Here is a 26,470-nt window from a genome sequence, read left to right on the forward strand (position 1 = left end):
CTGCCATGAAACACAGCATGAAGCACCGACTGAGAACCGCGGCGGCGATCCTGGCCGCCGCGCTGATCGCGGGCTCCGGTACCGCGATCGTCTCCACCACGTCAGGCGCCGAAGCGGCCGCGGCCGCCGAGTCGACCGGCGCGCCGACGCTGAACGTGCGCGACGGCCAGACCCTCGAAGGCACGAAGAGCGTCACCGCCGAGCCGTCGGCCGAGAACGACTCGGTGGTCGCTCTCAAGGTCGACGGTCAGCAGCTCGACGCGGACAGGACCGCCGGCACGGCGCACTTCGCGTTCGACATGGGCGGCAACGGCACCGAGGCCCGGTACCACAACTACCTCACCGTCAACGGCCGTACCGAGAAGGTGTTCTTCCCCGACATCCCCGGCGGTCAGAGCGGCCGGCTCGACCTGCCGGGCGAGTGGCTGCACGCCGGCGCCAACACGGTCACCGTGCACGCGGGCGCGGCCTGGGTCGACACCACGAACACCGCCGCGGTCGGCTACGAGGTCCTCCCGTACGGCGAGGGCGGCCGCTGCCCGAACTACGACGACTTCGCGCTCAGCAGCCTCGGCCTGAGCCTGCTCGGCACTGCGGTCGACGGCGAGCAGAACGACTTCAGCTACAGCTTCGGCGACGGCACCTGCGGCAGCTCGAAGCGCCTGCTGACCCAGGACCTGACGTTCATCGTCACCGGCGAGCCCGGCAGTACGGCGGGACTCCGGACGGACCTGGACACCACGAAGCTCGGCAACGGCGAGCACACGATCGTCGCGACCACCGCCTCCGGTGCCTCCGCGACCGCGAAGATCCAGGTCAACAACGCGCCGGCCGGCGCCCCGAAGGTCACGCCGGCCGACGGCACCGTGATCAAGGGCGAGCAGCCGGTCATCGCCGCCATACCGTCGGGGAGCGACCACGGCGTCGACTCGCTCGCGATCGACGGCAGCCCGGCGCGGAACGACGAGACGCTGGCCGCCGGTACGGCGACGTTCGGCGTCACCGTCGAGGCGGGCAACTCGGCCGAGGCGCGGTACCACAACTACCTGCTAGTGAACGGCCACCGGGTCGATCTCGGCGGCGACTACGGCGTCAGCGGCGCCGAGACCGCGAACGTGAAGCTGCCGCAGCGGTACCTCAAGCTCGGCGACAACGTCGTCCAGGTGAAGACCGGCGACTACAACGGCACGCTGAACGGCGCCACCTGCGCGAACCACGACGACTTCAAGATCAGTACGCCGACGTTGAGCGCGGCCGGAACCGTGACGCGCGGTACGACGTACCTGCTGACCACGACCGGATCGACGACCACCAAGGCGGCGACGAACGACGCGATCCTCGCGCTCGGCGACGGGACCTGCGGGCCGAACAAGGAGGCCGAGTTCCACTTCACGATCGCGGACGCGCCGACCACGCGGACGATCGACACGCTCGGCGCCGGGAACGACGCGCACCTCAGGATGTACGTCGGCGGCAACGGCTCGGACAACGGGTACGACAACAAGGTGCTGGTGAACGGCATCCCGCTGGACCTCGGGATCTGGGAGAAGGAGACCGCCGAGCTCACGTTCCCGAACGAGTGGCTGGTGCCGGGGACCAACGTGATCGAGTTCGTGGCCGGCACCGACCACGGCAGTGCGAAGCCGGGCGGCTGCGACAACTACGACGACTTCACGCTCCGGGATTTCGAACTCGCGCCGGACGGCGCGAGGGCGACGCTGCTCTCCCGTGAAGTTGCCGAGAGCAACGTGGTGATCGGCAGTGCGACGTACCCGGCCGGCTCGCCGGTGACCGTCTACCTCGGCGACGGTTCCTGCGGGTCGAGCCACAACGCGGAGCTGCGGAAGACGATCCTGTTCGACGTGACCGCGACGGACGGGTCGTCGCTCGCGGCGCTCGGCCGGCGCGCGGACGTGGACACCAACACGCTCGCCGACGGCGCGCATTCGATCGAGGCGGTCGTGGCGGACAAGACCGCGACCCGGCACTTCACGGTCGACAACTCGGCGCCGACGGTGACGAACAGCGTCCCGGCCGCGGGACAGCGGATCACTTCCACGGTCGCGCTGATGGTGAACGTCGACGACGCCAACGGTCTCGCCGGTACGCCGACGATCACGATCGACGGCAAGCCGGTCAAACAGGGCGACCAGATCGGGCACGGGCTGCCGGCCGGTGCGCACACGATCGCGGTCACGGTCACGGACACCCTCGGCAACACGGCCGTCCGCGAGATCCACTTCACCAGCGCGAGCATCCCCGACGTACCGTCCGATCTGGGCGCCGCGGTCACCGGCGTGAACGACCAGACGGCGAAGCTGTCCGCCAAGATCCCCGGCGAGAACGGCGTCCCCCTGACCGCCACCTTCACGAAGGCCGACGTTGTTACTCCGGTCCAGGGCTATCAGGGCGAGGCTGCTGAGGTACCGGATTCGCTCGACGTAGCACACGACAAGAACGTCGACGTCAACTCGCTCAAGCCGTTGGACGGGAGGACTGTTGATACCGCGTCCAGTCGGGATGTGGTGTTCCAGCGGTACGACTTGAAGGCGGCGGCGGGGAGCACGTTGCGGTGGGAGGGGACGATTGATCCGAAGAGGGTTGTCGCTCTGAGGGCCTGGGACTCTGGTGCAAAGCAGTGGGTCGTCTTGACCAGTGGGCGTGGGGTGGCTGGGCAGGGCACGGTGCTCACCGCGGGTGTTGAGGCGCGGTTTGTGGATGGTGGGGTGGTGCATGTGCTGGTGACGGGGGAGGATCCGTTCGCGGATGATCTGTCGCCGCGTGACGCCTCGGCGCAGGAGGACAAGGATCACTTCGAGGATCCGGCGTCGTACGACTTCTCGATCGCGCACTTCACCGACACGCAGTACCTGACCGAGGGTGCCGCGGGCGGGACGTACGACGACTGGGACGGCGTCAAGGAGCCGTCGGACGTGATGACGGCCGAGGAGCAGGCGATCTGGGCGGCGGCGTACAGCAACGAGGTGCAGTGGATCGCCGACAACAGTGCGGGCCGCAAGATCCAGTACGCCGCGCACACCGGCGACATCATCGAGAACGACTACTACGACCCGCTGGCGAAGAACCCGGACGGCTCGCTGCAGCGGCCCGGGCTGAACGAGGAGGTCGAGAAGGAGCTCGCGCTCGCGTCGTCGTACCAGGAGATCCTGGACAAGAAGGGTGTCGTCAACCAGGTCATCGCCGGTAACCACGACAACCAGCTCGGCGTCGAGACCGGTCCGGCGTCGCGGTTCAGCAAGACATTCAGCGCGGAGCGGTACCAGGAGGTCGCGAAGGGCTGGCCGGCCGGTGCGGAGTACCACGCCTGGGACGAGAAGGTGAACGCCGACGGGTCGATCACCCCAGGCAAGGACAACCAGAACAACTACGTGCTGTTCTCGGCCGGTGGGCTGGACTTCGTCGCGGTCGGTCTGTCGTACGGCGTGACGCCGCAGGAGGCCAACTGGGCCGACTCGATCTTCAAGCGGTACAAGGACCGCAACGGGATCCTGCTGTCCCACGACTACCTGCGTCCGTCGACGAACCCGGACGGCCGTGGCGCGGCGTTCTCGTCGCCGGACGGTTCGCCGCTGTACAAGCAGGTCGTCGAGGCGAACCCGAACGTGTTCCTGGTGCTGGCCGGTCACGAGCACGGCGTCGGCACCAACCTGAAGTCGAAGATCGGCGTCACGGTCGCGCACGATGTCGTCGAGCTGCTCGCGGACTACCAGTTCTACACGGTGCCCGCGGGTGACCTGTGGCCGTCGCTGGTCGATGCCTCGGGCAACATCGACGTCAACGGTGACGGTACGCCGGACCACAAGGCGACGGACCGCCTGCAGTTCGGGGCGAGCTTCCTGCGGCTGCTGCAGTTCGACGTGAAGCGGGCCGAGATGCACATCGACACGTACTCGCCGTTCCTGAACAACTTCGGGGCGACCGAGTACGACATCCGCCAGGACGGCAGCCAGACGAAGCCGCGCTACAACGGTGCCGAGGACAACCTCACGCTGCCGGTCGACCTGACCACGCGGAAGACGTCGTTCAGCACCGACTCGCTGGCCGCGTACGTCCCGAACGGCGTGGTCGGCACCGACACGGTGTCCGCCAACGGTACGGCGACCGCGACGTGGACCGGGCTGAACCCGGCGACGTCGTACGGCTGGATCGTCACAGCTCGCAGTGCGGACGACGGTACGGCGGTCGCGCAGCCGGCCGTGTTCCGGACCCGCAAGGGCCAGCCGACGGTGACGGCTCCGGCCGTGTCGGTGCCGTGGGGTACGGCGGCCAAGGTGACCGTCAACGTCACCGCCGGGAACCTGCCGGTGGACGGGACGGTCTCATTGCTCGAGGGCTCGAAGGTGCGCGGGACCGCACCGGTGACCGCGGGCAAGGCGACGTTCACGCTTCCGGTCGGGCTGGCCGCGGGCGTGCACGCGCTGACGGCGTCGTACTCGGGCAGCGACACGTTCGAGGCTGCGCAGGGCTCTGTGAGCGTGAGTGTCAACCTGCCGCCGGCCTGGAACGCGAAGACGTTGTACAAGGCCGGCGACAAGGTCTCGTACCAGGGCAAGCCGTACCTGGCTCCCTGGGCGAGCGTCCGCCAGACGCCGGGCGATCCGTACGGCGCCTGGCAGGAGCTCGCGATGACCGAGGACGGGACCACGCTGTGGACCGCGTCCAGGATCTTCGAGAAGGGCGACGTGGTGCTCAACAAGGACAAGCGCTACCAGGCCAAGTGGTGGACCCGGAACCAGGCCCCGGGCGATCCTTATGGGCCTTGGGCACCTATCCGATAGTCACCGTCTGCTGTAGATCGTTGTAGCCAGTGGCCGGCTGCCAGGTTCCGTTGTTCGCGAAACGTACGGCGTACACCGCGTTGTACGTCTCGCTGGAACCCGGTAGCCGGCCCTGTCCCTGAAGCTTCGGATCAGCCACGTTGAGCAACACCTTGTAGGTCCCTGGCACCGGGGGAGCCTTCACCGCCCAGTTCAGGGAGATCGGCGCGCCGGGGCTCCAGCGGCGGGGATCGGCGGTGACGTCGTACTTGAACGTGTGCTTGCTGTTCTGGAACACGAGCTGCACCTGCCGCGGGTTGTAGGGCGCGGCCCACCCGTCGTTCCGCAGTTGCAGGTTGACCTGGACATTGCCATGCGACTGACTCACGGTGCTCTGGGTGAGCGCGAACCGGTACCCGAGCTTCTGCTTCGCGATCTCGAGGTTCGAGCCCCAGCTCGCCAGCACGTCCGGGTGGTACTCGATGTTCAGGAACGAGAAGTGCAGCCGCGCCATCTCGGCCGCCGCCGACGGCCACTCCGACCGCGGCGCGTCCACGCCGCAGGTCTCGCCGCCCTCCGGCACGTAATTGGTGTCCTGGGCAACGAACTGCTTGTCCAGCTCGATCGGGTCGCTCAGGTACGTCCCGAAGTCGTCGTCGCTCGCCAGGAAGCAGTCGTTGTGCTGCCCGATCCGCGCGACCGCGGACCCGTTGTACGCCTGCGCCGCGGTGAGACCACCCGCGGTCCCGGTCGGTACGCCGTACATCCGCTGCTTCATGTACGGCGTCCGCACCTGCACCATCCGGTCCTTCGGCAGCGCCTGGAGCAGCGCGTCGACGACGGCCTTCCGGTCCGCCCAGTTCTGGTCCGAGACCTGGCTCGGGTCCGCCGGGTTCGAGAAGTAGTCGGTGTAGTACCCCTCGCCCCAGAGCCCGACGAACCCGGACTGGACGACCTCGATCATGTCGGAGTTCGCCCGCAGGATCGGTGTGAGCTGCTTGATCTGTTGGAGGACGCGGGACACCGGAGCGTCGCCGTACGGCGTGGGCGGCGGCCAGCCGGCACCGGGCAGCGCGTACGCGAACCGGACGATCATCTTCACGCCGGCGGCCCGTGCTGTAGTGAAGTCGGCCTGCATGAGGTCGAGGTAGTGCTTGTCGATCACGTCCTGCTTCGCGAACTTCTCCAGGTAGAACAGCCGGAGGATCTGGGTGATGTGCTCCTGCGTGCGGAAGGTGCGCAGCTTGGTGACGTCCAGCGGGACGTAGCCGGAGTTGTCGGCGTAGTAGTGCGTCTCGGCGTGATGGTAGAAGCCGCGCTCCTGGTTGGCGATCACCTCGTCGCTCGTGGTGTAGGTGCGGGTCGTGCCGTTGTCGTGTGCGAGTGCGGTTTGAGCCGGTAGCAGCAGGCTGAGTGCTGCGAGGGCTGTGACGAGCCGTCTCATCGGATCTCCTAGCTGACAGTGAGCGTGTGCAGGAGCGAGTTCATCCCGGTCGCCGCGTCCCAGGTGCCTTGGTTCGCGAGGCGGATCGAGTACTCGGGGCGAGTGGACAGGAGTGGGTCCGGCAGGTTGAGCAGCAGGTCGTACGAACCTGCCGGGACGGTGGCCGGAACGGTGACGGTCTGGTCGACGGTGGTCGACGTACCGGCGGTCCAGCGGCGTGGGTCCGCGGTGAGCGGGAGCTTGTAGGTGCTGCCGGTGGACGTGTTCCGCAGTACCAGCTCGAGGTTGCGGGGGTTGAACGGCGTCGCGTAGCCGTCGTTGTGGACCGTGAACGAGATCGGCAGGCTGCCGCCTCTCGTCGCGGTGGCGGGGTAGGTGCCGGACTCGAGGCGGAAGCGGTAGCCGAGGTTCTTGGTGATGCCGGCGAGACAGCCGCCGGTGTTCCAGGAGCTGAGGACGTTCGGCTCGTAGTCGGTGTTGAGGAACGACCAGTGGAACTGCGCGAGCTCGGTGGTCGCGGTCGGGCATTGCGACCGCGGCGGGTTGGTGCCGCAGGTCTCGCCGCCCATGGCGACGTACGTCGTGTCGGCCTGCAGGTACGGGTACTCGACGGAGGTGTTCTCGTACGTGCCGAAGTCGTCGGGGCTGGCGAGGAAGCAGTCGTTGTGATGACCGATCCGGGACAGCGCCGAGCCGTTGTAGGCGTCGGACGGCTGGACGGCGGTGGTTGAGTACATGGTGCGCTTGAACTTCGGCGTACGGAGCTGAATCATCCGGTTGCTCGGGACGACACTGAGGAGCTTGTCGGTGACGGCCTTGCGGTTCGCCCAGTCGGTGCTGGAGATCGTGCCGGCGTTGCCGAAGTTCTGCGTGTAGTACCACTCGCCCCAGGCGCCGATGAGGCCTGCTTGGACGACGGCGATGACGTCCTGACCGGCGGTCAGGTACGGCGCGAGTTGGTCGAGGTGCTGGAGGACGCGGTCCTTGGTGGTGTCGTCACCGGTGGTCGACGTGGTGTAGGCGAACCGGAGCACTATCTTCAGGCCGGCTGCGCGGACGGTGTCGATCTGTTGTCGCAGGTGGTCGAGGGCGGACTGGGCGATCGGGCCGTTCTTGTAGTCCGCGAGGTAGAAGACGCACATCACCAGCGAGATGCCTTGGGCGGTGCGGTAGCTCTCCAGGGTGGCCTGGGAGAAGTCGGCTTTGTCGCAGTCGCCGGTGTGGTGGTAGAGCCCGCGCTCGGGGTTCGCGAAGTTGTCGGTCGACGGGGTGTAGGTGACGCCGCCGGCGGACGTGTAGGTCTGCGTGTACTTCGCGGACGTGTCGAGCGGAGCCTCCCCCTGGAACACCAGGTCGGCATCACCGGCGCCGATCCCTGCCTGCGCGTAACCGGTGGACGGGTTCCGGTCGGTGTCGACGTACGTCCGGAGGTACTGCGGGGTGCCGGTGTAGGTGAAGTGGTAGGTGACCGTGGTGGCGGTGTTGGTCGCGCCGGCGCCGCTGATGGTGGCGTGTGCCGGGGTCGTGACGACGGCGGCGAGCAGCGCGCCGAGGGTGGCGAGGGTGGTGGACAGGCGGAACGGACGCATCATGATGCTTCCTCTCGCTGGGCGTGGCGATAGGATAATCATGGAGTCCAGGGAAATTATGTCAAGGTCTGAGCCCGTCGGTGATGGCCGCCTCCACCTCGTCCAGCGCCAGCCGGACCGCCCCCAGCGCCACCCCTTCGTCCGCGAACGCCGACACCCGGATCTCCGGCGTCCGCAGACACCACCGCTCCAACTCCCGCCGCAACGGCTCCACCATCACGTCCGCCGACCGGGAGAACCCACCCCCGATCACCACCAACTGCGGATCCAGCGTCAACACCAACGCGGACGCCCCGACCGCCAGATCCTGCACATACCGCTCCACCGCCCCCCGAGCGGCCCCGTCACCCGCCCGAGCAGCCCCGAACACCCGCTCAAACCCATCAACCAACCCCCCACCCACCCCACCCGCGCCCGCCTCTGCGGGGCGTTGGGTGGTTGGTGGGTTGTTCTCGAGCCAGGTGTGGAGATGCTGTGGGGCTTGCTGCCAGCCGGCGGCGGGGAGGGCGCCGATCTCGCCGGACCAGTTGGCGAACCCGCGGTGGAGCTTCCCGTCGATGATCAGCCCGGCCCCGGTGCGCAGCCCGGCGAGCAGGAACACGACGTCCTTCGCATACCGCGCCACCCCACGCCACGTCTCCGCCAGCGCCGCGAGCTTGCAGTCGTTCTCCACCCGCACCGCCCCCGGCACCAGCCGCCGTACGTGCGCCGCCAGATCGACCCCACTCCACTCCGGCAACGAGTCCGACAGCATCACCTTCCCGGTCCCGTCCACGAGCCCGGTGGTCGCAACCCCGGTCGCCCAGATCTGCGTCGTCCCGTCGAGCGCCTTGGTGATGCAGGCGTCGACCGCGGCGAGCCGTTCCCGACGCCCCGCATCTGCGGGAACCTCGACCCGCGCCTGCTGGAGCACCTCCCCGTCGAGGTCAGTCACCAGCGCGAGGACCTTGTGCCCGCCCACGTCGACCCCGAGCAAACGCCCGGCGCCGGAGTTGAAGCGGTACCGCCGCGCCGGCCGGCCAACCGTGCCGGCAGCAGGCGCCACCTCGGCCAGCCACCCGCGCCCGAACAGGTCCCGCGCGACATCCTCGGTGGAAGCGCGCGACAGTCCTGTGCGTTTCGACAGTTCGGTGAGCGTCAGCGGCTGATTTCCGCGCAACTCCCGCAGGACGGCGGTCGCGTTCAGTTGGCGCAACCGGGACAGATCCCCACCGGCCGGCTCCTCGCTCATCCGCGACTCCTAATCCTGGTCTCCTGGATAACTATAAGCACCCGGACTGCGCGCGGGTCTCAGCGTGTGAACGCCCCCGGAAGAACCCTGTTGCGGACTCCTGACAACGTTGTACCGTGATCTGCCGACGGTCGATCAGAAACGTTTCCGCAGGTTTCCACTGAGGAGGACCAGCGTGTCCAATCCACTGAAGATCGCGACGCTCAGCTTCTGGCACGTGCATGCCGGCGACTACTCGAGACAGGCCCAGGCGCATCCCGGGACGGACCTGGTGGCCGTCTGGGACGACGACGCCGACCGTGGCCGCGAAGGCGCCGAGCGGTTCGGTGCCGAGTACGTCGACGACCTGGACGCGCTGCTGGCGCGCGACGATCTCGACGGCGTGGTGATCACGACGCCGACCGACGTACACCGCGACGTGATGGTGCGGGCGGCCCAGGCCGGCAAGCACATCTTCACCGAGAAGGTCCTGGCGCCGACGGTCGCCGAGGCCGAGGAGATCGTCGCCGCCACCGACGCCGCCGGCGTGAAGCTGGTCGTCTCACTGCCCAGGCTGTACCACGGCTACACGACGGCGATCCGCGAAGTACTCGACAAGGGCACGCTCGGCACGCTGACGTACGGCCGGGTCCGCCTGTCGCACGACGGCGCGATCGGCCGCGACGGCAAGGAGGGCTGGCTGCCGCAGCGGTTCTTCGAGCCGAAGGCCGCGATCGGCGGCGCGCTCACCGACCTCGGCTGCCACCCGGTGTACCTGACCCAGCTGTTCCTCGGCGCGCAACCCGAGACGGTGAGTGCGACGTACCGCTCGATCGCCGGGCGCGGGCTGGAGGACAACGCTGTCGTGGTGGCCGGGTACGGCGATCAGCGGATCGGCGTGATCGAGGCCGGGTTCGCGAGCAACAACCCGTTCACGATCGAGCTGTTCGGGACCGAGGGGACGCTGACGTACACCGACGCCGGCAACGTGCTGCTGGTGAACGGCGAGCAGGTCGACGTACCCGAGCATGCGCCGGACGCGTTCGCGCAATGGGTCGATCACATCACCAACGGCACCCGGGCGGACGACAACATCGCGCGTGCAGTCGAGCTGACTCGTCTGGTGGTGGCTGCGAACGCGGCGGCCGAGTCCAACCAAGTGATTTCCTACAAGGAGTAGCAGATGATCAAGGTTGGGTTGATCGGCGCGGGTGGGATCGCCTCGGCGCATATCAAGGGGTATCGAGCACACTCCGACAAGATCGGTGTGGTCGCGGTGGCCGATGCGGTGGAAGAGACCGCGAAGAAGCGTGGCGAGGAGTTGGGCGCCGCGGCGTACACCGACTACAAGGAGATGCTCGCCAACGAGGAGCTGGACGCGGTCGACATCTGCCTGCCGCACCACCTGCACCGGGACGCGATCGTCGCGGCCGCCGATGCAGGCAAGCACATCCTCTGCGAGAAGCCGCTGTGCCTGTCCGCCGACGAGGCGGCTGATGTCCGCAAGGCGGTCACCGAGCACGGTGTGACGCTGATGTGCGCGCACAACCAGCTGTTCATGCCGGCCGTCGCGAAGGCGCGCGAGTTGTTGCAGGGCGGCACGATCGGCACCGTCTACGAGGTACGGACGACCGACAGTTTCTACAACGACTTCGACCCGAGCACGATGGGCTGGCGGGCGAGCAGCAAGACGAGTGGCGGTGGCGAGCTCATTGACACCGGGTACCACCCCACCTATCTGATGCTGCACCTGGCCGGCGGTATGCCGGTCGAAGCGACCGCCATGCTCTCCACGCACCGGTTGAAGTTCATGGAGGGCGAGGACTCCGCGCAGGTGCTGATCAGGTTCGACAACGGAGTCGTCGGCCAGCTCGTGACCAGCTGGGCCTATCAGCCGGCCGAGTCCACCGAGCGGTTCTCCGCGGTCGGCGAGGTGGGCTCACTGACCAGCGACGGTACGTCGCTCTCGTACCGCCTGCGCTCCGGCGAGACCGAGACGTTCGAGTTCGAGCCGGTCGACACGTTCGTCGCCGAGATCGGCCACTTCGCCGACTCCCTCGCCGGCAAGCAGCGCCCGCTGCACACCGAGGAGGAAGGCATCGCCGTCCTCGGCATCCTGCTGGCCGCGTACGAGGGCTCGAAGTCGAAGACCGTCGCGCCGGTCCTGAAGGGCTAGTTCTCCTTGAAGTAGAAGCCTTCCGCGAGGTCGGCGAGCAGGTCCGGGTGGGTGGGCTGCCAGTTGAGCAGCTCACTCGTCCGGGCCGCCGACGTCGGGTTGTCCATCTCCGCGAACTGGCTCAGGAAGCCGATGTACTGCGCCGCCTCGCCGGACGTGACCGAACGGGCGGGCAGGTCGAGCCCGCGCCCGATGGCCTCCGCGATGGTCCGGAACTCGATGCCTTCGTCCTGTACGGCGTGCAGCCGGCTGCCCGCGGGCGCCGACTCCAGCGCGAGCCGGTACGCGCGGGCCGCGTCGAGCGTGTGGACCGCCGGCCACCGGTTCGTGCCGTCGCCGACGTACGCCGCGAAACCGTTGCGCCGGGCGAACGAGATCAGCGACGGGGCGAACCCGTGCAGGTCGAGGCGGCTGTGGGTGATCGCCGGCAGCCGGACGACCGACGTACGGACGCCCTTGCCGGCCAGGTCGACGACGAAGTTCTCGGCGTCGATGCGGTAGCCGCCGTTCGGGTCGTAGTCCGCCTCGGTCGCGGTGCGGCCGTGGACGCTGCCCGCCAGCATGCCGGTGCCCGACGTACTGACGAGCGGCTTGTCGGTGCCGGCCAGGGCGTCCCCGATCGCCTGCAGGGCGGCGAGATCGGACTCCGCCGCGCCGGCCAGGTCGCCCACGACCATTGCGTCGTGCCGGAACGCGAGGTGTACGACGCCGTCGGCCGCTGCGGCCGCCGCCCGCAGCCGGTCGAGGTCGTGCAGGTCGCCGCGGACCGCCTCGGCGCCCCAGTCGGTGAGCCGTTTCGCCGACTCGTCCGACCGGGCCAGGCCGAGCACCTGGTGACCGTTGTGCAAGAGCTCCGGGACCAGCGCCGAGCCGACGTGCCCGGACGCTCCGGTGATGAATACGCGCATGACTGTCCTTCCGGAAGTGATGTCATTGACTGACATCACCGATGCTACACCCTGATGTCACTCGATGACATCGGCTAGGATCGACCGCATGGGACGGTGGGAGCCGGACGCGGCCGGGCGGCTGCGAGAGGCCGCGATGGCGCTGTACGCCGAGCGCGGGTACGACGGCACGACCGTCGCCGAGATCGCCGATCGGGCCGGGGTCACCGCGCGGACGTTCTTCCGGCACTTCGCGGACAAGCGCGAAGTACTGTTCGCCGGCTCCGAGCTGCTGCAGGAACACATGGTCGCCGCGCTCGCGGCCGCACCGGCGGACGCGACGCCGATGGCGGCGACGACGACCGCGGTGCTCGCGTCGGCCGACTTCTTCGACGCCATCCGCCGGGAGTACTCGCGCCGTCGGGCCGCGGTGATCATGTCGACGCCGGAGCTGCGGGAGCGCGAGCTGATCAAGATGGCGACGCTCACCACCGCGCTCACCCAGGGCCTGCTCGACCGCGGCGTCGCCCCGGACGTCGCCGCGCTGGCCGCCGAGACGGGGGTCGCCGTGTTCCGGGTCTCGTTCGAGCGCTGGATCAGCGCGCCCGCCGACGTACCGATCGCCGAGGTCCTCCAGACAACGTTGAAGAACCTCGCCGCGCTCACGTCCTAGCGTTCCGGATTTGGCTGTCACAACCGGAGCGGCTGCCCTGTCTTATCTCTTGACAGGACACAACAAGCGAAGGGACCTCGCGATGAAGATCGTCGTGATCGGTGGCACCGGTCCGATCGGTACGAAACTGGTGGCGCAGCTCACCGAGCACGGCCACGAGGCGGAGCCGGCCGCGCCGAACACCGGCGTCAACACGATCACCGGTGAAGGACTGGCCGAGGTGCTGAAGGGCGCCGACGTCGTGGTCGACGTGGCGAACTCGCCGTCGTTCGAGGCCGGTCCGGTGCTGGAGTTCTTCCGCACCTCGACGTCGAACCTGCTCCGGGCCGAGGAAGCGGCCGGGGTCCGGCACCACCTCGGGATCTCGATCGTCGGCACCGAGCGGCTGGCCGACAACCACTACTTCGCCGCCAAGATCGCCCAGGAGGAGCTGATCAAGGGCTCCGGGATCCCGTTCTCGCTGGTGCACGCGACGCAGTTCATGGAGTTCGTCGGCGCGATCGCGGACGAAGGCACCTGGGACGACGGCAAGGTGCACATCGCGCCGGTCGCCTGGGCGCCGATCGCGGCCGTGGACGTCGGGAAGAACCTCGGCAAGGTCGCGGTCGGCGCGCCGCTGAACGCGCGGATCGACATCGCCGGGCCGGACGAGTACCGGATGGACGAGTTCTTCCGGAAGGCGCTCGCTGAGCGCGGCGACCCCCGCGAGGTGGTGGCCGACGTCCACGCGAGGTACTTCGGCTCCGAGCTGACCGAGCGCAGCCTGGTCCCGGTGGGCGAGGCGACGCTGGGCGAGCTGCACTACGACGAGTGGTACGCGGCCCGATGAGCGAGCCCGAGTTCCTGCACGAGCTGGGCGTCGAGGTCGAGGCGGACCTGGAGCTCCAGGCCGCCGGCACGCCACCGGAGGGTGAGGCCTGGCCGCTGGCAGCGCCGGTGCGGTGCGGAGCCTGCTGACCGAGGAGGTCGTCGCGGTCAGCGACGGCGGCGGACGGGTCGTCACGCCCGGCCGGAGCCACGGCCCGAACGAGGTCGCCCGGCGGGTGACCGAGCTGGTCGTGCCGGGTGTCGACCTGACCGTCGAGGCGGTGAACGGGCAGCCGGGCGTCGTACTGCGGGCCGCCGGCCGGGTCGTCGCCGTGGTCAGCCTGCAGGTCACCGGCGCGAAGGTCGCGGCGGTCTGGATCGTGCGGAACCCGGACAAGCTGCGGCACTGGGAATGAACCCCGCCTGCTCTGGTGTTGACATGTCAACCTAGACTTGCTGGGACTGAACAGGAGCGTGCAGACATGACCGAGGTCGCCTTCGGGCTCGACACCTTCGGGGACATCCCGGTGGACGACGACGGTGCGCCGGTGAGCGCCGCCGCCGCGATCCGGCAGGTGGTGGACGAGGCGGTGCTGGCCGACGAGATCGGTGTGGACGCGATCGCGCTCGGCGAGCACCACCGGCCGGAGTTCTCGATCTCGTCACCGGAAACGGTGCTCGCCGGGATCGCCACCAGGACGTCGAACATCAAGCTCGGCTCGGGCGTGACCGTGCTCAGCTCGGACGACCCGGTCCGGGTGTTCCAGCGGTTCTCGACCGTGGACGCGTTGTCGAACGGACGCGCCGAGGTGATCCTCGGGCGCGGGTCGTTCACCGAGTCGTTCCCGTTGTTCGGATACGACCTGGCCGACTACGACAAGCTGTTCGAGGAGAAGCTCCAGCTGTTCGTGCGGCTGCTCGACGAGAAGCCGGTGACCTGGGAAGGCACGGTCCGGGCGGCGCTGGACAACCAGGACGTCTACCCGAAGACCGAGTCCGGCCGGCTGACCACCTGGGTCGGCGTCGGCGGATCACCGCAGTCCGTGGTGCGGACGGCGTTCTACGGGCTGCCGTTGATGCTCGCGATCATCGGCGGCTCGCCGGAGCGGTTCGCGCCGTACGTCGACCTGTACCAGCGGGCCGCGGAGCAGTTCGGGACCGTGGCGCATCCGGTCGGGATGCACTCGCCGGGATTCGTCGCGGACACCGACGAGGAGGCGAAGGAGATCTACTTCGCGCCGTACAAGGTGATGCGGGACCGGATCGGGGCGCTGCGCGGCTGGCCGCCGTTGAAGCGCGAGGAGTTCGAGTCCGAGGTGCTGCACGGGTCGATGTACGTCGGCTCGCCGGAGACCGTGGCGCGCCGGATCGCCGGGGCGGTGCGGGCGATCGACGCCAAGCGGTTCGACCTGATCTACTCGGGCGGCCCGCTGCCGACGAGCGCCCGGCTGAAGGCGGTCGAGCTGTACGGGACGAAGGTGGTCCCGCTGGTCCGCGAGATCCTGGCGGAGTCGAAGTGACCACCAGCGCCGACACTGGTGCCGACCGCCCGGTGACGGTCGGGATCCTTGGCGCCGGCAAGGTCGGCACTGTGCTGGCGCGGCTGGCGGTCGCGGCCGGGTACAAGGTGCTGATCGCCGGGTCGGGCGACGTCTCGAAGATCGCGTTGATCGTCGAGGTCGTGACGCCCGGCGCGGTCGCGGTGACCGCCGCCGAGGCGGCGGCCGGGGCGGACGTGGTGATCCTGGCGCTGCCGCTGGGGAAGTACCGGACGATCCCGGTGAACGAACTGCGCGGCAAGCTCGTCGTCGACGCGATGAACTACTGGTGGGAGGTCGATGGCATCCGCGACGACCTCACCGACCCGCGGACGTCGTCGTCGGAGATCGTGCAGGAGTTCCTGCCCGACTCCCGCGTCGTGAAGGCCTTCAACCACATGGGCTACCACGACCTCGACGAAGGCCCACGCCCCACCGGATCCCCCGACCGCAGGGCCATCGCCGTGGCCGGCACCTCCGAGGACGCCGCCGAGGTGGCCGACCTGGTCGACGCCCTCGGCTTCGACCCGGTCCTGATCGGCCCGCTCCCCGAAGGCAAACGCCTGGAACCAGGCACCGAGCCCTTCGGCGCCAACGTCGACACCGAGGCCCTCCGAAGCATGCTGAGCCAGACACGGGCGTAGCGCGCGCACCGAAGAACGGGTGGTGGTGCCCCAAAAGCTGTTGTCCGAGCGGCTCCAGAGGGTGACCACTACCCGTTCTTCGGCACGGATCAGCTGATCGAGATGCGGTCCAGGTCGGGCGCGGCCGACTGATCGTTGGCGATGCCGATGATGTTGGTGGTCGCCGGCAGGTGGATCGGGAGGTCGGCGAACCGGGCCGGGGCGTGTCGGCCGTCCAGTACGTCGGCGCGGACCGGCGCGAGACGGTGGTCCTCTGCTATCGGGAGGCGCAGCAGTACGACGCCGCGCCGTACCCGGTCCGGCTCCGTGGGCTCGATCCGGAGCGGACGTACGGCGAGCTGTCAGGCGCTGCACTCATGTCCGCGGGCCTCGTCCTGGACCTGACCGGCGACTACGCCAGCGAGCTGATTCACCTGGGCGCGCTCGGCGCCGATGCCTGCGGTGATGACGCAGGCGATGCCGAGGGTTTGGAACAGGGTGGGGGACTGGCCGAGGAGTAGCCAGCCGATCAGCAGGGCCAGTGCGGGCTCGAGGCTCATCAGCGTGCCGAACACGCCCGCGTCCAGGCGGCGGAGTGCGAGGTACTCGAGGCTGAACGGGATCACCGGCAACAGCAACGCCAGGCCGAACCCGATCACCACCAACTGCCAGGTCAGCACCGGGATCGTCGCCGGACCGGCAACGACGGTCGCCACGACGGCCGCGACCGGCAGCGACACCCCCATGCCCTGAAGCCCGGTGACGTTGCTGCCGACGTGCTGGGTGAGCACGATGTATGCCGCCCAGCAGGCTGCCGCGCCGAGCGCGAGCAGTACGCCGACCCCGTCGACCGCACCGTGCCAAGGCTGCGTCAGGATCAGTACGCCGGCGAACGCGACCGCCGGCCACACCAGCCGTCCGCGACTCCGCAGTACGGCGACCGTCAGCGGACCCAGGAACTCCAACGCGCTCGCAGTCCCGAGCGGCAGCCGCGCCACGGCGGCCATGAACAGCAAGGTCACGCCACCCGTCGCGACGCCGAGACCGACCGCGGCCAGGAACGCGTTCCGGTCGAACGCGCTCGGTCGCGGACGGAACAGCACCAGCACGATCACGCCCGCACAGGCCAAACGAAGCCAGGCGGCGCCCTCCGGGCCGACCCGGTCGAACAGCCCGACCGAGACGGCCAGCCCGAGCTGGACCATCGTCATCGACAGCACCGCGAACGCGATACCGGTCTTCCGTGCGCGCATACCGTCCAGTGAAGCCTGGCGACGCCGTTCGCGTCCACGTGAGAATCCTGCACAGATCATTCATGATTAATGAATGGACGTACGCCGCCTTGAACTCCTGCTCGCGCTCTCCCGGCTGGGCTCGATGCACGCAGTGTCGGACGTCCTCGGCGTGACGACGTCCACCGTCTCCCAGCAGCTCGCTGCCCTCGCCAAGGAGGTCGGCACGCCGCTGCTCGAGCCCGACGGCCGCCGCGTCCGGCTCACTCCCGCGGGCCGACGTCTCGCCGGTCACGCCGTCACGATCCTGGCCGCCCACGAGGCCGCCCGCGCCGACCTCGACCCGGCCGCGGAACCCGCCGGCACGGTCCGCATCGCCGCCTTCCACACCGCGATCCGCGACACCCTGCTACCCCTCGTACCGCGCCTGCCCCCGGCCGTCCGGCTGGAGATCCAGGAACAGGAACCCCCCGACGCCCTCTCCATGCTCGAACGCGACCAGGTCGACCTGGCCTTGACGTACGACTACAACCTCGCCCCCGCGAGCCTCGGTCCCGCGCTCGACGCCACGGTTCTCTGGGAGTCCTCATGGAGCTTGGCGGTCCCGTCCCGATCCCGTCGTACGCCGGGTAGCGCCGCCGAGGTGCTCGCCGCGTTCGCCGGCAGCGACTGGATCGTGAACTCGCGGCACACCGCCGACGAGCAGGTCGTCCGTACGATCGCCGCGCAGGCGGACTTCGAGCCCCGGGTGACCCAGCGCGCCGACAGCCTGCAGCTCGTCCAGGAGATGATCGGCGCGGGCCTCGGTGTCGCGTTGATGCCGGCCGCCCACCCGAAGACGACCGGCATCTCGCTGCGCCGCCTCCGTGACCCGGAGCCCCGGATGCGCGCCCAGGCCGTCGTCCGCCGCGACCGGACGGCGTGGCCGCCGCTGTCGCTCGTCCTCGGACTACTCCGCTAGCGTGTGGGTGAGACGGCGGAGGGAGAGTTCAGGGTGCGCAAGATCCTGGTGGTCGGCGGCGGGTACGCCGGGTTCTACACGGCCTGGCGGCTGGAGAAGAAGCTGCGGCGCGGTGAGGCCGAGGTGGTCGTGGTGGACCCGCGGCCGTACATGACGTACCAGCCGTTCCTGCCCGAGGTGGTGGCCGGATCGGTCGAGGCACGGCACGCGGCGGTCTCGCTGCGGCGGAACCTCCGACGGACGAAGATCGTGGCCGGGATGGTCGTCGGCATCTCGCACGCCGACCGGACCGTGACGATCCGGCCCGCGCAGGGCGAGACCTACACGATGGCGTACGACGTGATCGCGGTGACCGCGGGCGCGGTGACGCGGACCTTCGACGTCCCGGGGGTCGCGGAGCGGGCGATCGGGATGAAGCACGTCGAGGAAGCGGTCGCGATCCGGGACCGGCTGTTCACCGCGTTCGACGAGGCGGCCGGGCTGGAGCCGGGGCCGCGGCGGCGGAAGCTGCTCACGGTCACGTTCGTGGGCGGCGGGTTCTCCGGGGTCGAGGGGATGGCGGAGCTGCTCTCGCTGGCGCGGGCGCTGCTGAAGAAGTACCCGGAGCTGTCCGAGAGCGACCTGGCGTTCCACCTGGTCGAGGCGTCCGGGCGGATCCTGCCCGAGGTGAGCGACAAGCCGGGCCAGTGGGTCGTGGAGAACTTCGAGAAGCGCGGCGCGGTGGTGCACCTGAACACCACGATGACGTCCGCCGACGACGGTCACGTCGTACTGTCCGACGGTTCGGAGTTCGACTCGGAGCTGATCGTCTGGACGGCCGGCAACGCCGCGACCCGGCTGCTGCGCAACCACACGGATCTGCCGCACAACGAGCGCGGGCTGGTGCAGGTGCGCGCGGACCTGCGGATCGGTACGGCGGACGAGGTGATCCCGGACGCGTGGGCAGCCGGCGACGACGCGGCCGTGCCGGACCTCGCGACGGGCACCGGGTACACCGTGCCGAACGCGCAGAACGCCGTACGGCAGGGGAAGGTGCTGGCGAAGAACCTGCTGCGGTCGCTGCGCGGGAAGGAACCGAAGGACTACGTGCACCACAGCCTCGGCATTATCGCGACGCTCGGGCTCGGGTCCGGGATCTTCCAGTACAAGGGCATCGTCATCAAGGGCTTGCTCGCGTGGCTGATGCACCGCGGGTACCACGTCCTCGCGGTGCCGACCTGGGACCGCAAGATGCGGGTGCTGGCGATCTGGCTGGTGTCGTTCTTCTACGGCCGCGACATTGTGTCCCTGGCCTCGGTCCAAAGCCCGCGCGACGCGTTCCAGAACGAGGCCCGGAAGACGGTCCGGGTCGAGCAGATCAGCTGATCCGGGTGAGTCGGCCGTCCGGGGAGACCCGGATGGTCGTCTTGCGGGCGCCGACGGTGAGGTCGACGAAGAAGAGGCCGGCTGTGGTGCGGGTCTTGTAGGTGACTGCCTCGGTCGGGGCAGTCGGGACGATCGCGGAGAGGATCGTCGCCTCGGTGCCGGTGCGGTTGAACTTGACGACCGGGGCCGATGCGCGGTGGAAGATGTCGGGGTAGTACCAGCCCTGCACCGGGTCCTGCTGGCCCTCGACCACGGTGATCGCGTCCTTCGCCGGTTGCTGCTGGTACGGGATCTGCAGGAGGGACGTCTTCGAGCCGGGTGCGGTGGCGACCGCGGTGGTGGGGGACTGGACGGTCACCTTCAGACCGGGTGCGAGATGCCAGAGCGTTTCGTACCGCTGGTCCTCGGTCGCCTGGCCGCGGTCGAGCGTGATGATCAGATCGGGCTCCTTCAGTACCAGTACGTCGCGCTTGCGGGTCACGCCCGGCGCGGGGGAGTCGGCGAGCGAGTACGACTCCCAGGTCGGCGTGATCGACGCGCGGACAAGTTGGGTGGCGACGGATGCGGTCTCGGCGGACGGGATCGTCATCACGTTGTGCGCGGCCTGGCTCTTCGACCACGCCTGCCACTTGTCGAGCTGGTACCCGGAGTGGCCCGGATCGATCAGTACGTCGCGGCCGTGGGACGAGTACGTGACCGACATGTGGTCGTCGTGCCCGTGCAGCGTGCGCGCCGCGCCGTACCGGATGCTGTACGTCGACTCCTGCGCGAACGGGCGCGTCCCGCCCCAGCCGGTCCGCCCGAACACGTACCCGGCGTCGTACACCGCGACGCGTTTCGACGGTCGCGTCCCGCGTTTGCCGAGCGAGGCGACGTAGTCCAGCGCCGTACCCGCCGCGCCGGTCGGCTTCTGCTTGACGGCGTCGCCGACCTGCTGGAGTTCACCGGTGGACTTGGTCGCGAGCGCCAGCCACTCGGACAGCGCGGCGCGGCGCTGGTCGATCACCTGGCCGGGGTCGGAGCCGCAGCGTTGCAGGGCGGTCATGGCGCGGCCCCAGAGCAGGTAGTTGAACATCGCGTACCCGACGGACTGCTCGTTCGTCGAGCCCTGCGGGTCGATCGCGGTCGTGATCGCCTGGGTCAGGCGCTCGACCGCGAGCGTCTTCAGCTCGGGCCGCTTGAGCGTGCAGCCGACGCCGAACAGCGCGATGCTCTCGTCGGTGCCGTGGTTCGACTGGCCGCTCCAGTTCACGATCATGAACTGCGCGTGGTCGATGAGCGACTTGTCGAGCCAGGCGTACTGCGTGGGCAGTTTGCTGACGTGCATCCCGCGGAGGACGGCCTGGCGGGCGCACAGCAGCACGTTGGTGCGGTGCATCGTCGCCTCCCACGCGCCGACGTCGCCCTTCCAGCTGTACGGGTTGTCCTGGACCCAGTCGTGGATGATCGCCAGCGTGTGGGTGAGCGCTGTGCGGTCGCCGTTCGCACCGGCCTCGATGCCTTTGCCGAGCCAGCGCAACGAGTGCAGCCACATGTACCAGCTGGGCTTCTTGTACGGGTCGGCGCGCCAGTTGATGTCACCGTTGCCCTTGCCGACCTTGTACGCCGGGTCGTCGCCCCATTGGAAGGTGTCGCTCATCAGCATCGGGAGCGGGACCTGGATGCCGCTGTAGCCCGGGCATTCGTACGTGCCGGTGTTCGCGACCGGGGTTGACGGCGGGGGAGTGGCCGGGGTGTCTACGCCGGGGAGGGGTTCGTCGGTGGACTCAGGGGTACTCGGCGTCGGCTGCGGTGACTTGGACGGGGCGCTCGGCGTGGGTGAGCCGGTGGCGGAGATCGTCGTACTGCGGTCTCGGGCGCCCGGCATCAGCACGAATACGGCGCCGGCGAACGCGACCCCGCACACCAGCACGCAGGCAAGCGTCAGCGCGACGGTCCTCCCCACCCGCCTCGTCCCCTGCGCCACTCAGAACCCCCTTTCACCCCATTCTCACCCGCGCTCGGGGCAGGAGCGTACGGGTACCGGCGTACGGCGACCCAGTGCGGTCACGCCCAACCCGGCCAGGCTCGCTCCGGCCGCGATGATCGCGCACAGGACGAACCCGCGCCCGAGGTCGTGCGCCGTGCCGAGCAGCGGGCCGAAGGTCGCGACCCCGATCGCCCCGCCGATCTGCCGCGCGGTGTTGAACGCGGCCGACGCCGCTCCGTGCAACGCCGGCTCGACCGCGGCGATCGACTGCGCCGTCATCGTCGGCACCAGCAGCCCGGAGCTGAACCCGATCGGCACCAGCGCCAGCACCATCGGCCACACCATCGACGCCGTACTCGCCCACGCGAGCGCCAGCATCGCGACGGTGATCACCGCCTGCCCGATCGCGAGTACGACGGGCCGCCCGAGCCGGCGGGCCAGCGGTGCCGAGCCAATGTTCGCGATCGAGATCAGCCCGGTCAGCGGCAGGAACAGCAACCCGGTCACCAGCGCGCTCAGGTGCCGCCCTTGCTGGAGCAGCAGGCTCATCGAGAAAAGCACGCCGTAGAAGGCGAAGTTCAGCAACAACCCCTGAAGCGCGGCGGCCGCGAACCCGCGATCGGCGTACAACCTCGGCGGCAGCAACGGCGCCCGTACCGATCGCTCGACGACCACGAACCCCACCAGCCCAGCGACCGCCACCCCGCCCGCGACCAGGATCGCGGGATCGAGCCATCCACGCGCCGGCGCCTCGATCAACGTGAACACCAACCCGCCGATGAACGCCGTCGCCGTCCCCATTCCCCCCAGATCCAGCCGCCGCGACCGCCTCACTACGGCAGGCATCGCCCGCCACGCCCAGATCGCTGCGGGGATGCCGATCACGACGTTCACCGCGAAGACCGCGCGCCAGTTCGCGAGGGCGACCAGGCCGCCGCCGAGGAGTGGGCCGGCGGCCATCCCCGCGCCGCCGGCCGCGGCCCACCAGCTGACCAGGCGGTGCCGGGCGTGTTCGTCGGTCGCGGACGCCGTCGCGAGGACGAGTGCGCTCGGCAGCAGCAACGCCGATCCGGCGCCCTGCACCAGCCGCGCGAGGTTCAGCATCAGCATCGAGCCGGCCGCCGCGCAGACGGCCGACGACAGCGTGAACACCAGCAGCCCGGTGAGGAACGCGCGCTTCGCGCCGAGGGTGTCGGCGATCGCTCCGGCACCGAGCATCAGCGCCGCGAACGACAAGGTGTACGCGTTCAGCGACCACTCGAGCTCGGCGCGTGACGCGTGCAGATGGGTGGCGAGTTCGGCCAGCGTGACGTTCACGATCGTGCTGTCGACGAACACCATGAACGAGGCGATCAACGCGAGCGCGACCACCGGCCGGCGAGGTTCGGGCATGGCACCGAGCCTACGACGTTGTTTGATGTACGTCGAACAATATCCCAGCGGGTGGACCCGTTGACCTGCGCCGATGCGCTGGCTACGGTGTTCGAATCGCATCTCGGAAATCGATTTCTCCCGCATCCGCCCGTCAAGGAGAACCCGAATGACCGTCTCTGACGCCCCGGCCGGCTGTGCGAACAGATCCTGTGCCGGCGACTGTCCTCGCGCCCAGCTGAGCCGCCGGACGTTCATCGCCCTAGGCGCCACCGCGGTCGGCGCGCTCGCCGTACCGGCCCAGGCTCTGGCCGCGCCGCCGAAGCCCGATCCGAAGGTGCTCTTCGACCGCGGTACGCCGACGTCGTACACGGGTCCCGCCCTGCAGCGGATCGGGATGCCGGTCGGCGGCGGTACGACCGGCCAGGTGTACCTGTCCGGCGACGGGCGGCTGTGGGCGTGGGACGTGTTCAACCCGACCTCGTTCCCGCTCGGGGGCGCGGACTTCTCCGGGCATCACTACGCGTTCCCGTTGTCCGCCGACGATCCGGGTGCGTCGCAGTTCGCGCAGGGGTTCGCGTTGCGGACGACGACTCGCGGCCGGACGACGACCCGCACGGTCGACGCGGCCGGGTTCAAGGACGTGCGCTTCACCGGCTCGTATCCGATCGGCCGGGTCGCGTACGCCGACGCCGCGAGCCCTGTGTCGGTGCAGCTGGAGGCGTTCTCGCCGTTCGTCCCGTTGTCCACGCCTGACTCCACGCTGCCGACGACGATCATGTCGTTCACGCTGCGGAACACGTCCTCGGCGGCGGTCCGCGCGACGCTGCTCGGGTACGCCGAGAACCCGGTCTGTATCGACAGCCGCAAGCGCCAGCCGACGACGCTGCAGGCGCGGGCGTTCAAGGGCGGCGTGCAGTTCGGCGCGATCGACGACCTCGGAGCGGAACAGGGCGACATCCTGTTCGAGGACTGGGAGAACGACACGTTCGAGGGCTGGACCGTGACCGGCGACGCCTTCGGTGCGGGCCCGGTACGGCCGCTCGACGTACCGAACCTGATGAAGCGGTTCGGCGACCTGAACGTGTCCGGCACCCGCTTCGTCACGTCGTACGACTATCGCGGCGGCACGTACGACGGTGCCGTCGGCAAGCTGACCAGCCGCGAGTTCACGATCGAACGCCGGTACGTCGCGGTCAGCCTGAGCGGCGGGCGGCACCCGGGCGAGACGTGCGTGAACGTGGTCGTCGACGGTCAGGTGGTCGCGACCGCGACCGGTGACGAGAGCGAGCCGCTGGTCGCGCAGATGCTGGACGTCGGCGCGTACTCCGGCCAGATTGCACACATTGAGATTGTTGACAATCATACGGGCGCCTGGGGACACCTCAGTTGCGACGCGATCGTCTTCACGGACCGCCCGGACATCGTCTTCGAGACCTGGGACCGGACGACGTACGACGGGTGGACGGTCACCGGCGACGCGTTCGGTGCCGGCCCGGTGACGGCGGCCGAGACGCCGGACGGCTTCCGCCGGGCGTTCGGCGTCCGCACGGAGCTGAACGTCAGCGGGCGGTTCGTGACCTCGTACAACTTCCGTGGGACCGGCGATCCGGACCACTACACCGGTTCGCTGACCAGCCGCGAGTTCGTGATCGAGCGCCGGTTCGTGACCGCGTGGGTCGGCGGCGGCAGCCACCAGGGGGAGACCTGCCTGAACGTCGTTGTCGACGGCAACGTGGTGGCGTCCACGGCCGGCACCGACATCGAGCCGCTGACCGCGGTGTCGATGGACGTCGGGAAATATGCCGGTAGGAATGCCTACATTCAGATTGTCGACAACAACACCGGCGGCTGGGGCCACGTGAACGTGGACCGGATCCTGTTCAGCGACCGCCCGATCCGCCGGCAGCCGGTGGCGGAGCGACCGGACGGCGGGACCTTCGCGCTGGCCGCCCTCACGCCAGGCCCGAACCACGCCGCCGGCGAGGCGGGTGTGCAGGTCGTCGTGCGGCCTTCGATCGCCGATCGGTCGACCGTGGACGCGCTGTTCGACTCGGACGCCGGTCCGGCGGACTCAGCCGATCCGCAGGCCGGGACCGTCGCGGTCACGGTGACACTGCCGCCGGGCGCCACGCGGACGATCCAGTTCGCGTACGGCTGGTTCTTCCCGAATCCGCAACGCGAGCTGTTCGCCGAGCTCGTGGGCGCGTCCACCTTCCGCCGGCATTACGCGACGCGGTTCGGTTCGGCTCGCGAGGTCGTCGAGTACGTCGGCCGCGAGTCCGCGCGACTGGAGCGCGACACGAAGCTGTGGGTGCAGACCTGGTACGACGACTCGTCGCTGCCGCACTGGTTCCTCGAGCGGACGCTGGCGACTGCATCCACGATCGCGACCAGCACGTGCTACCGGTGGGACGACGGCCGCTTCTACGCGTGGGAGGGCACGTACTGCTGCGCTGGTACCTGCGAACACGTCTGGAACTACGCGCAGGCGATCGGCCGGCTGTTCCCCGACCTCGAACGGGACACCCGCGAGCGTGTCGATCTGGGCATCGCGTTCCGGCCAACCGGCGAGATCGGGAACCGCGGCGAGTCCGGTGACGCGTCCAGTTCGTTCGCGGACGGGCAGACGGGGACGATCCTGCGGATCTACCGCGAGCACCAGATGAGCAAGGATCTGTCGTTCCTGCAGCGGGTTTGGCCGCGGGTCAGGACCGCTGTCGAGTTTCTCGTCACGCATCGGGACGGGGCGGACGAGGACGGGATCTTCCGCGGCAGCCAGTGGAACACGCTCGACACGGAATGGTTCGGCGAGGTGCCGTGGATCAGCGGGCTGTACGTCGCCGCGCTCCGAGCTGCTGCGGCGATGGCGACGGACGTCGGCGACAGCTCGAGCGCCACGCGGTACACGACGATCGCTGATCGTGGGTCGGCGTACCTTGCTGGGAAGCTGTGGAATGCCGAGTACGGGTACTACGTGCAGAAGGTTGATCCGGCGCATCCGACGGCGGAGAACAGTAACCGCGGGTTGTTCATCGATCAGATGTACGGGCAGACGTATGCGTCGCAGCTCGGGCTTCCGCGGGTGTTTCCGGAGGATCAGGCCCGGAGTGCGCTGTCGAAGTTGTACGAGTCGAACTTCCGGGCCGCGCCTGGGACGTACCGGCCGCCGGGGATCGGGGTCGGTCGGGTCTACACGACCGGGGACGAGAGCGGCGTACTGATGGCTACCTGGCCGCACGGCGGGTCGGACGAGACGCGTGGGTTGATGTACTTCAACGAGGTGTGGACCGGGCAGGAGTATCAGTTCGCCGCGCATCTCTTCGCGGAGGGGATGGCCGACGAGGGGCTGGCGGTCACGCGGGCCATGTACGAGCGGTACGACGCCACGAAACGCAACCCGTACAACGAGATCGAGGCGAGCGATCACTACGCGCGGGCGATGATGGGGTACGGCGTCTACCTGGCGGCGTGTGGGTACGAGTACCACGGGCCGCGGGGGCATCTCGGGTTCGCGCCGCGGATCCACCCGGAGAACTTCCGCGGTGCGTTCACTGGTGCGGAAGGGTGGGGTCTCTACACCCAACGCCGTACACCGAAGTCCCTGAGCGCCACGATCGACATCCGCTATGGCAGCTTGAACGTCACCACACTGTCCTTCGAGACCGCAACCCCGGCCCACCGCGTCGAGGTCCGCGCGGGCTCCACCCGGCTCCCGGCAACAGTAGTTGCCACCGGCAACCGATCCGTCGTCACCCTCACCAAACCCACCACAATCACGCCGGGATCCCACCTCAACGTGGTCCTCAGCTGACCTCCGCCCCGCCGCCGGTGCAGGGGAGGTCCG

19 protein-coding genes and 1 pseudogene are annotated in these 26,470 nt (G+C 69.1%); 13 read left to right on the plus strand and 7 right to left on the minus strand.

The window, feature by feature from the left end:
- Positions 1-17: 17 nt before the first annotated feature.
- Positions 18-4,799, plus strand: a complete 4,782-nt coding sequence (locus ACFV9C_RS32320; RefSeq protein ID WP_380199359.1) for an Ig-like domain repeat protein — start codon at positions 18-20, stop codon at positions 4,797-4,799.
- On the opposite strand, the gene ACFV9C_RS32325 is transcribed toward ACFV9C_RS32320, so the two are convergent.
- Genes ACFV9C_RS32325 through ACFV9C_RS32335 form a run of 3 tightly spaced genes read right to left on the minus strand, consistent with a single transcriptional unit; the run spans position 4,789 to position 9,042 of the window.
- Positions 4,789-6,222: a DUF4832 domain-containing protein gene (locus ACFV9C_RS32325; RefSeq protein WP_380199361.1), complete on the minus strand. Its 1,434-nt coding sequence runs from the start codon at positions 6,220-6,222 to the stop codon at positions 4,789-4,791. The genes ACFV9C_RS32320 and ACFV9C_RS32325 overlap by 11 nt on opposite strands.
- An 8-nt stretch (positions 6,223-6,230) precedes the next feature.
- Positions 6,231-7,814, minus strand: a complete 1,584-nt coding sequence (locus tag ACFV9C_RS32330) for a DUF4832 domain-containing protein (RefSeq protein ID WP_380199363.1) — start codon at positions 7,812-7,814, stop codon at positions 6,231-6,233.
- 58 nt (positions 7,815-7,872) lie between these two features.
- On the minus strand, positions 7,873-9,042 hold the full coding sequence (locus ACFV9C_RS32335) for an ROK family protein (RefSeq protein WP_380199365.1): 1,170 nt from the start codon (positions 9,040-9,042) through the stop codon (positions 7,873-7,875).
- Positions 9,043-9,217: 175 nt separating this feature from the next.
- On the opposite strand from ACFV9C_RS32335, the gene ACFV9C_RS32340 reads away from it, so the two are divergent.
- Positions 9,218-10,201 (plus strand): Gfo/Idh/MocA family protein, encoded by a 984-nt coding sequence (locus ACFV9C_RS32340; protein ID WP_380199367.1) that lies wholly within the window; start codon positions 9,218-9,220, stop codon positions 10,199-10,201.
- 3 nt (positions 10,202-10,204) lie between these two features.
- Positions 10,205-11,197, plus strand: a complete 993-nt coding sequence (locus tag ACFV9C_RS32345) for a Gfo/Idh/MocA family protein (RefSeq protein WP_380199369.1) — start codon at positions 10,205-10,207, stop codon at positions 11,195-11,197.
- Here the strand turns inward: ACFV9C_RS32345 and ACFV9C_RS32350 are convergent.
- Positions 11,194-12,105: an SDR family oxidoreductase gene (locus tag ACFV9C_RS32350; RefSeq protein ID WP_380199371.1), complete on the minus strand. Its 912-nt coding sequence runs from the start codon at positions 12,103-12,105 to the stop codon at positions 11,194-11,196. The two genes, ACFV9C_RS32345 and ACFV9C_RS32350, sit on opposite strands and share 4 nt — an antisense overlap.
- Before the next feature lie 88 nt (positions 12,106-12,193).
- On the opposite strand from ACFV9C_RS32350, the gene ACFV9C_RS32355 reads away from it, so the two are divergent.
- From ACFV9C_RS32355 to ACFV9C_RS32385, 7 genes and pseudogenes are all read left to right on the plus strand, one after another.
- Complete coding sequence (locus ACFV9C_RS32355) at positions 12,194-12,757, plus strand: helix-turn-helix domain-containing protein (protein ID WP_380199373.1); 564 nt, start codon at positions 12,194-12,196, stop codon at positions 12,755-12,757.
- Positions 12,758-12,839: 82 nt separating this feature from the next.
- Complete coding sequence (locus ACFV9C_RS32360; protein ID WP_380199375.1) at positions 12,840-13,586, plus strand: SDR family oxidoreductase; 747 nt, start codon at positions 12,840-12,842, stop codon at positions 13,584-13,586.
- Positions 13,583-13,714: a hypothetical protein gene (locus ACFV9C_RS32365; protein WP_380199377.1), complete on the plus strand. Its 132-nt coding sequence runs from the start codon at positions 13,583-13,585 to the stop codon at positions 13,712-13,714. Before ACFV9C_RS32360 ends, ACFV9C_RS32365 begins: the two co-directional genes overlap by 4 nt.
- Positions 13,699-13,980, plus strand: coding sequence for a hypothetical protein (locus ACFV9C_RS32370; protein ID WP_380199379.1), 282 nt, complete (start codon positions 13,699-13,701; stop codon positions 13,978-13,980). Before ACFV9C_RS32365 ends, ACFV9C_RS32370 begins: the two co-directional genes overlap by 16 nt.
- 66 nt (positions 13,981-14,046) lie before the next feature.
- Positions 14,047-15,084, plus strand: coding sequence for an LLM class flavin-dependent oxidoreductase (locus tag ACFV9C_RS32375; RefSeq protein ID WP_380199381.1), 1,038 nt, complete (start codon positions 14,047-14,049; stop codon positions 15,082-15,084).
- Positions 15,081-15,746 (plus strand): NADPH-dependent F420 reductase, encoded by a 666-nt coding sequence (locus ACFV9C_RS32380; protein ID WP_380199383.1) that lies wholly within the window; start codon positions 15,081-15,083, stop codon positions 15,744-15,746. Before ACFV9C_RS32375 ends, ACFV9C_RS32380 begins: the two co-directional genes overlap by 4 nt.
- A 245-nt stretch (positions 15,747-15,991) precedes the next feature.
- Positions 15,992-16,102, plus strand: a pseudogene (locus ACFV9C_RS32385) (hypothetical protein); the annotation flags it as partial.
- Here the strand turns inward: ACFV9C_RS32385 and ACFV9C_RS32390 are convergent.
- Positions 16,088-16,978 carry a DMT family transporter gene (locus ACFV9C_RS32390; RefSeq protein WP_380199385.1) on the minus strand — a complete coding sequence of 297 codons (891 nt, stop codon included), beginning with the start codon at positions 16,976-16,978 and terminating at the stop codon, positions 16,088-16,090. The pseudogene ACFV9C_RS32385 and the gene ACFV9C_RS32390 overlap by 15 nt on opposite strands.
- Positions 16,979-17,051: 73 nt before the next feature.
- On the opposite strand from ACFV9C_RS32390, the gene ACFV9C_RS32395 reads away from it, so the two are divergent.
- Positions 17,052-17,918, plus strand: a complete 867-nt coding sequence (locus ACFV9C_RS32395; protein ID WP_380199387.1) for a LysR family transcriptional regulator — start codon at positions 17,052-17,054, stop codon at positions 17,916-17,918.
- Between the two features lie 33 nt (positions 17,919-17,951).
- On the plus strand, positions 17,952-19,283 hold the full coding sequence (locus ACFV9C_RS32400; RefSeq protein ID WP_380199389.1) for an NAD(P)/FAD-dependent oxidoreductase: 1,332 nt from the start codon (positions 17,952-17,954) through the stop codon (positions 19,281-19,283).
- Here ACFV9C_RS32400 and ACFV9C_RS32405 read toward each other — a convergent pair.
- A complete protein-coding gene (locus ACFV9C_RS32405; protein ID WP_380199391.1) occupies positions 19,276-21,228 on the minus strand; it encodes a heparinase II/III family protein in 1,953 nt (650 codons plus the stop codon). The genes ACFV9C_RS32400 and ACFV9C_RS32405 overlap by 8 nt on opposite strands.
- Positions 21,229-21,273: 45 nt before the next feature.
- Positions 21,274-22,644 carry an MFS transporter gene (locus ACFV9C_RS32410; RefSeq protein WP_380199393.1) on the minus strand — a complete coding sequence of 457 codons (1,371 nt, stop codon included), beginning with the start codon at positions 22,642-22,644 and terminating at the stop codon, positions 21,274-21,276.
- 148 nt (positions 22,645-22,792) lie between these two features.
- Here ACFV9C_RS32410 and ACFV9C_RS32415 point away from each other — a divergent pair, with 148 nt between their 5' ends.
- Positions 22,793-26,437 (plus strand): GH116 family glycosyl hydrolase, encoded by a 3,645-nt coding sequence (locus ACFV9C_RS32415; RefSeq protein WP_380199395.1) that lies wholly within the window; start codon positions 22,793-22,795, stop codon positions 26,435-26,437.
- Positions 26,438-26,470 lie beyond the last annotated feature (33 nt).

The organism is Kribbella sp. NPDC059898 (assembly GCF_042730855.1).
In the GTDB taxonomy this organism is placed as follows: domain Bacteria; phylum Actinomycetota; class Actinomycetes; order Propionibacteriales; family Kribbellaceae; genus Kribbella.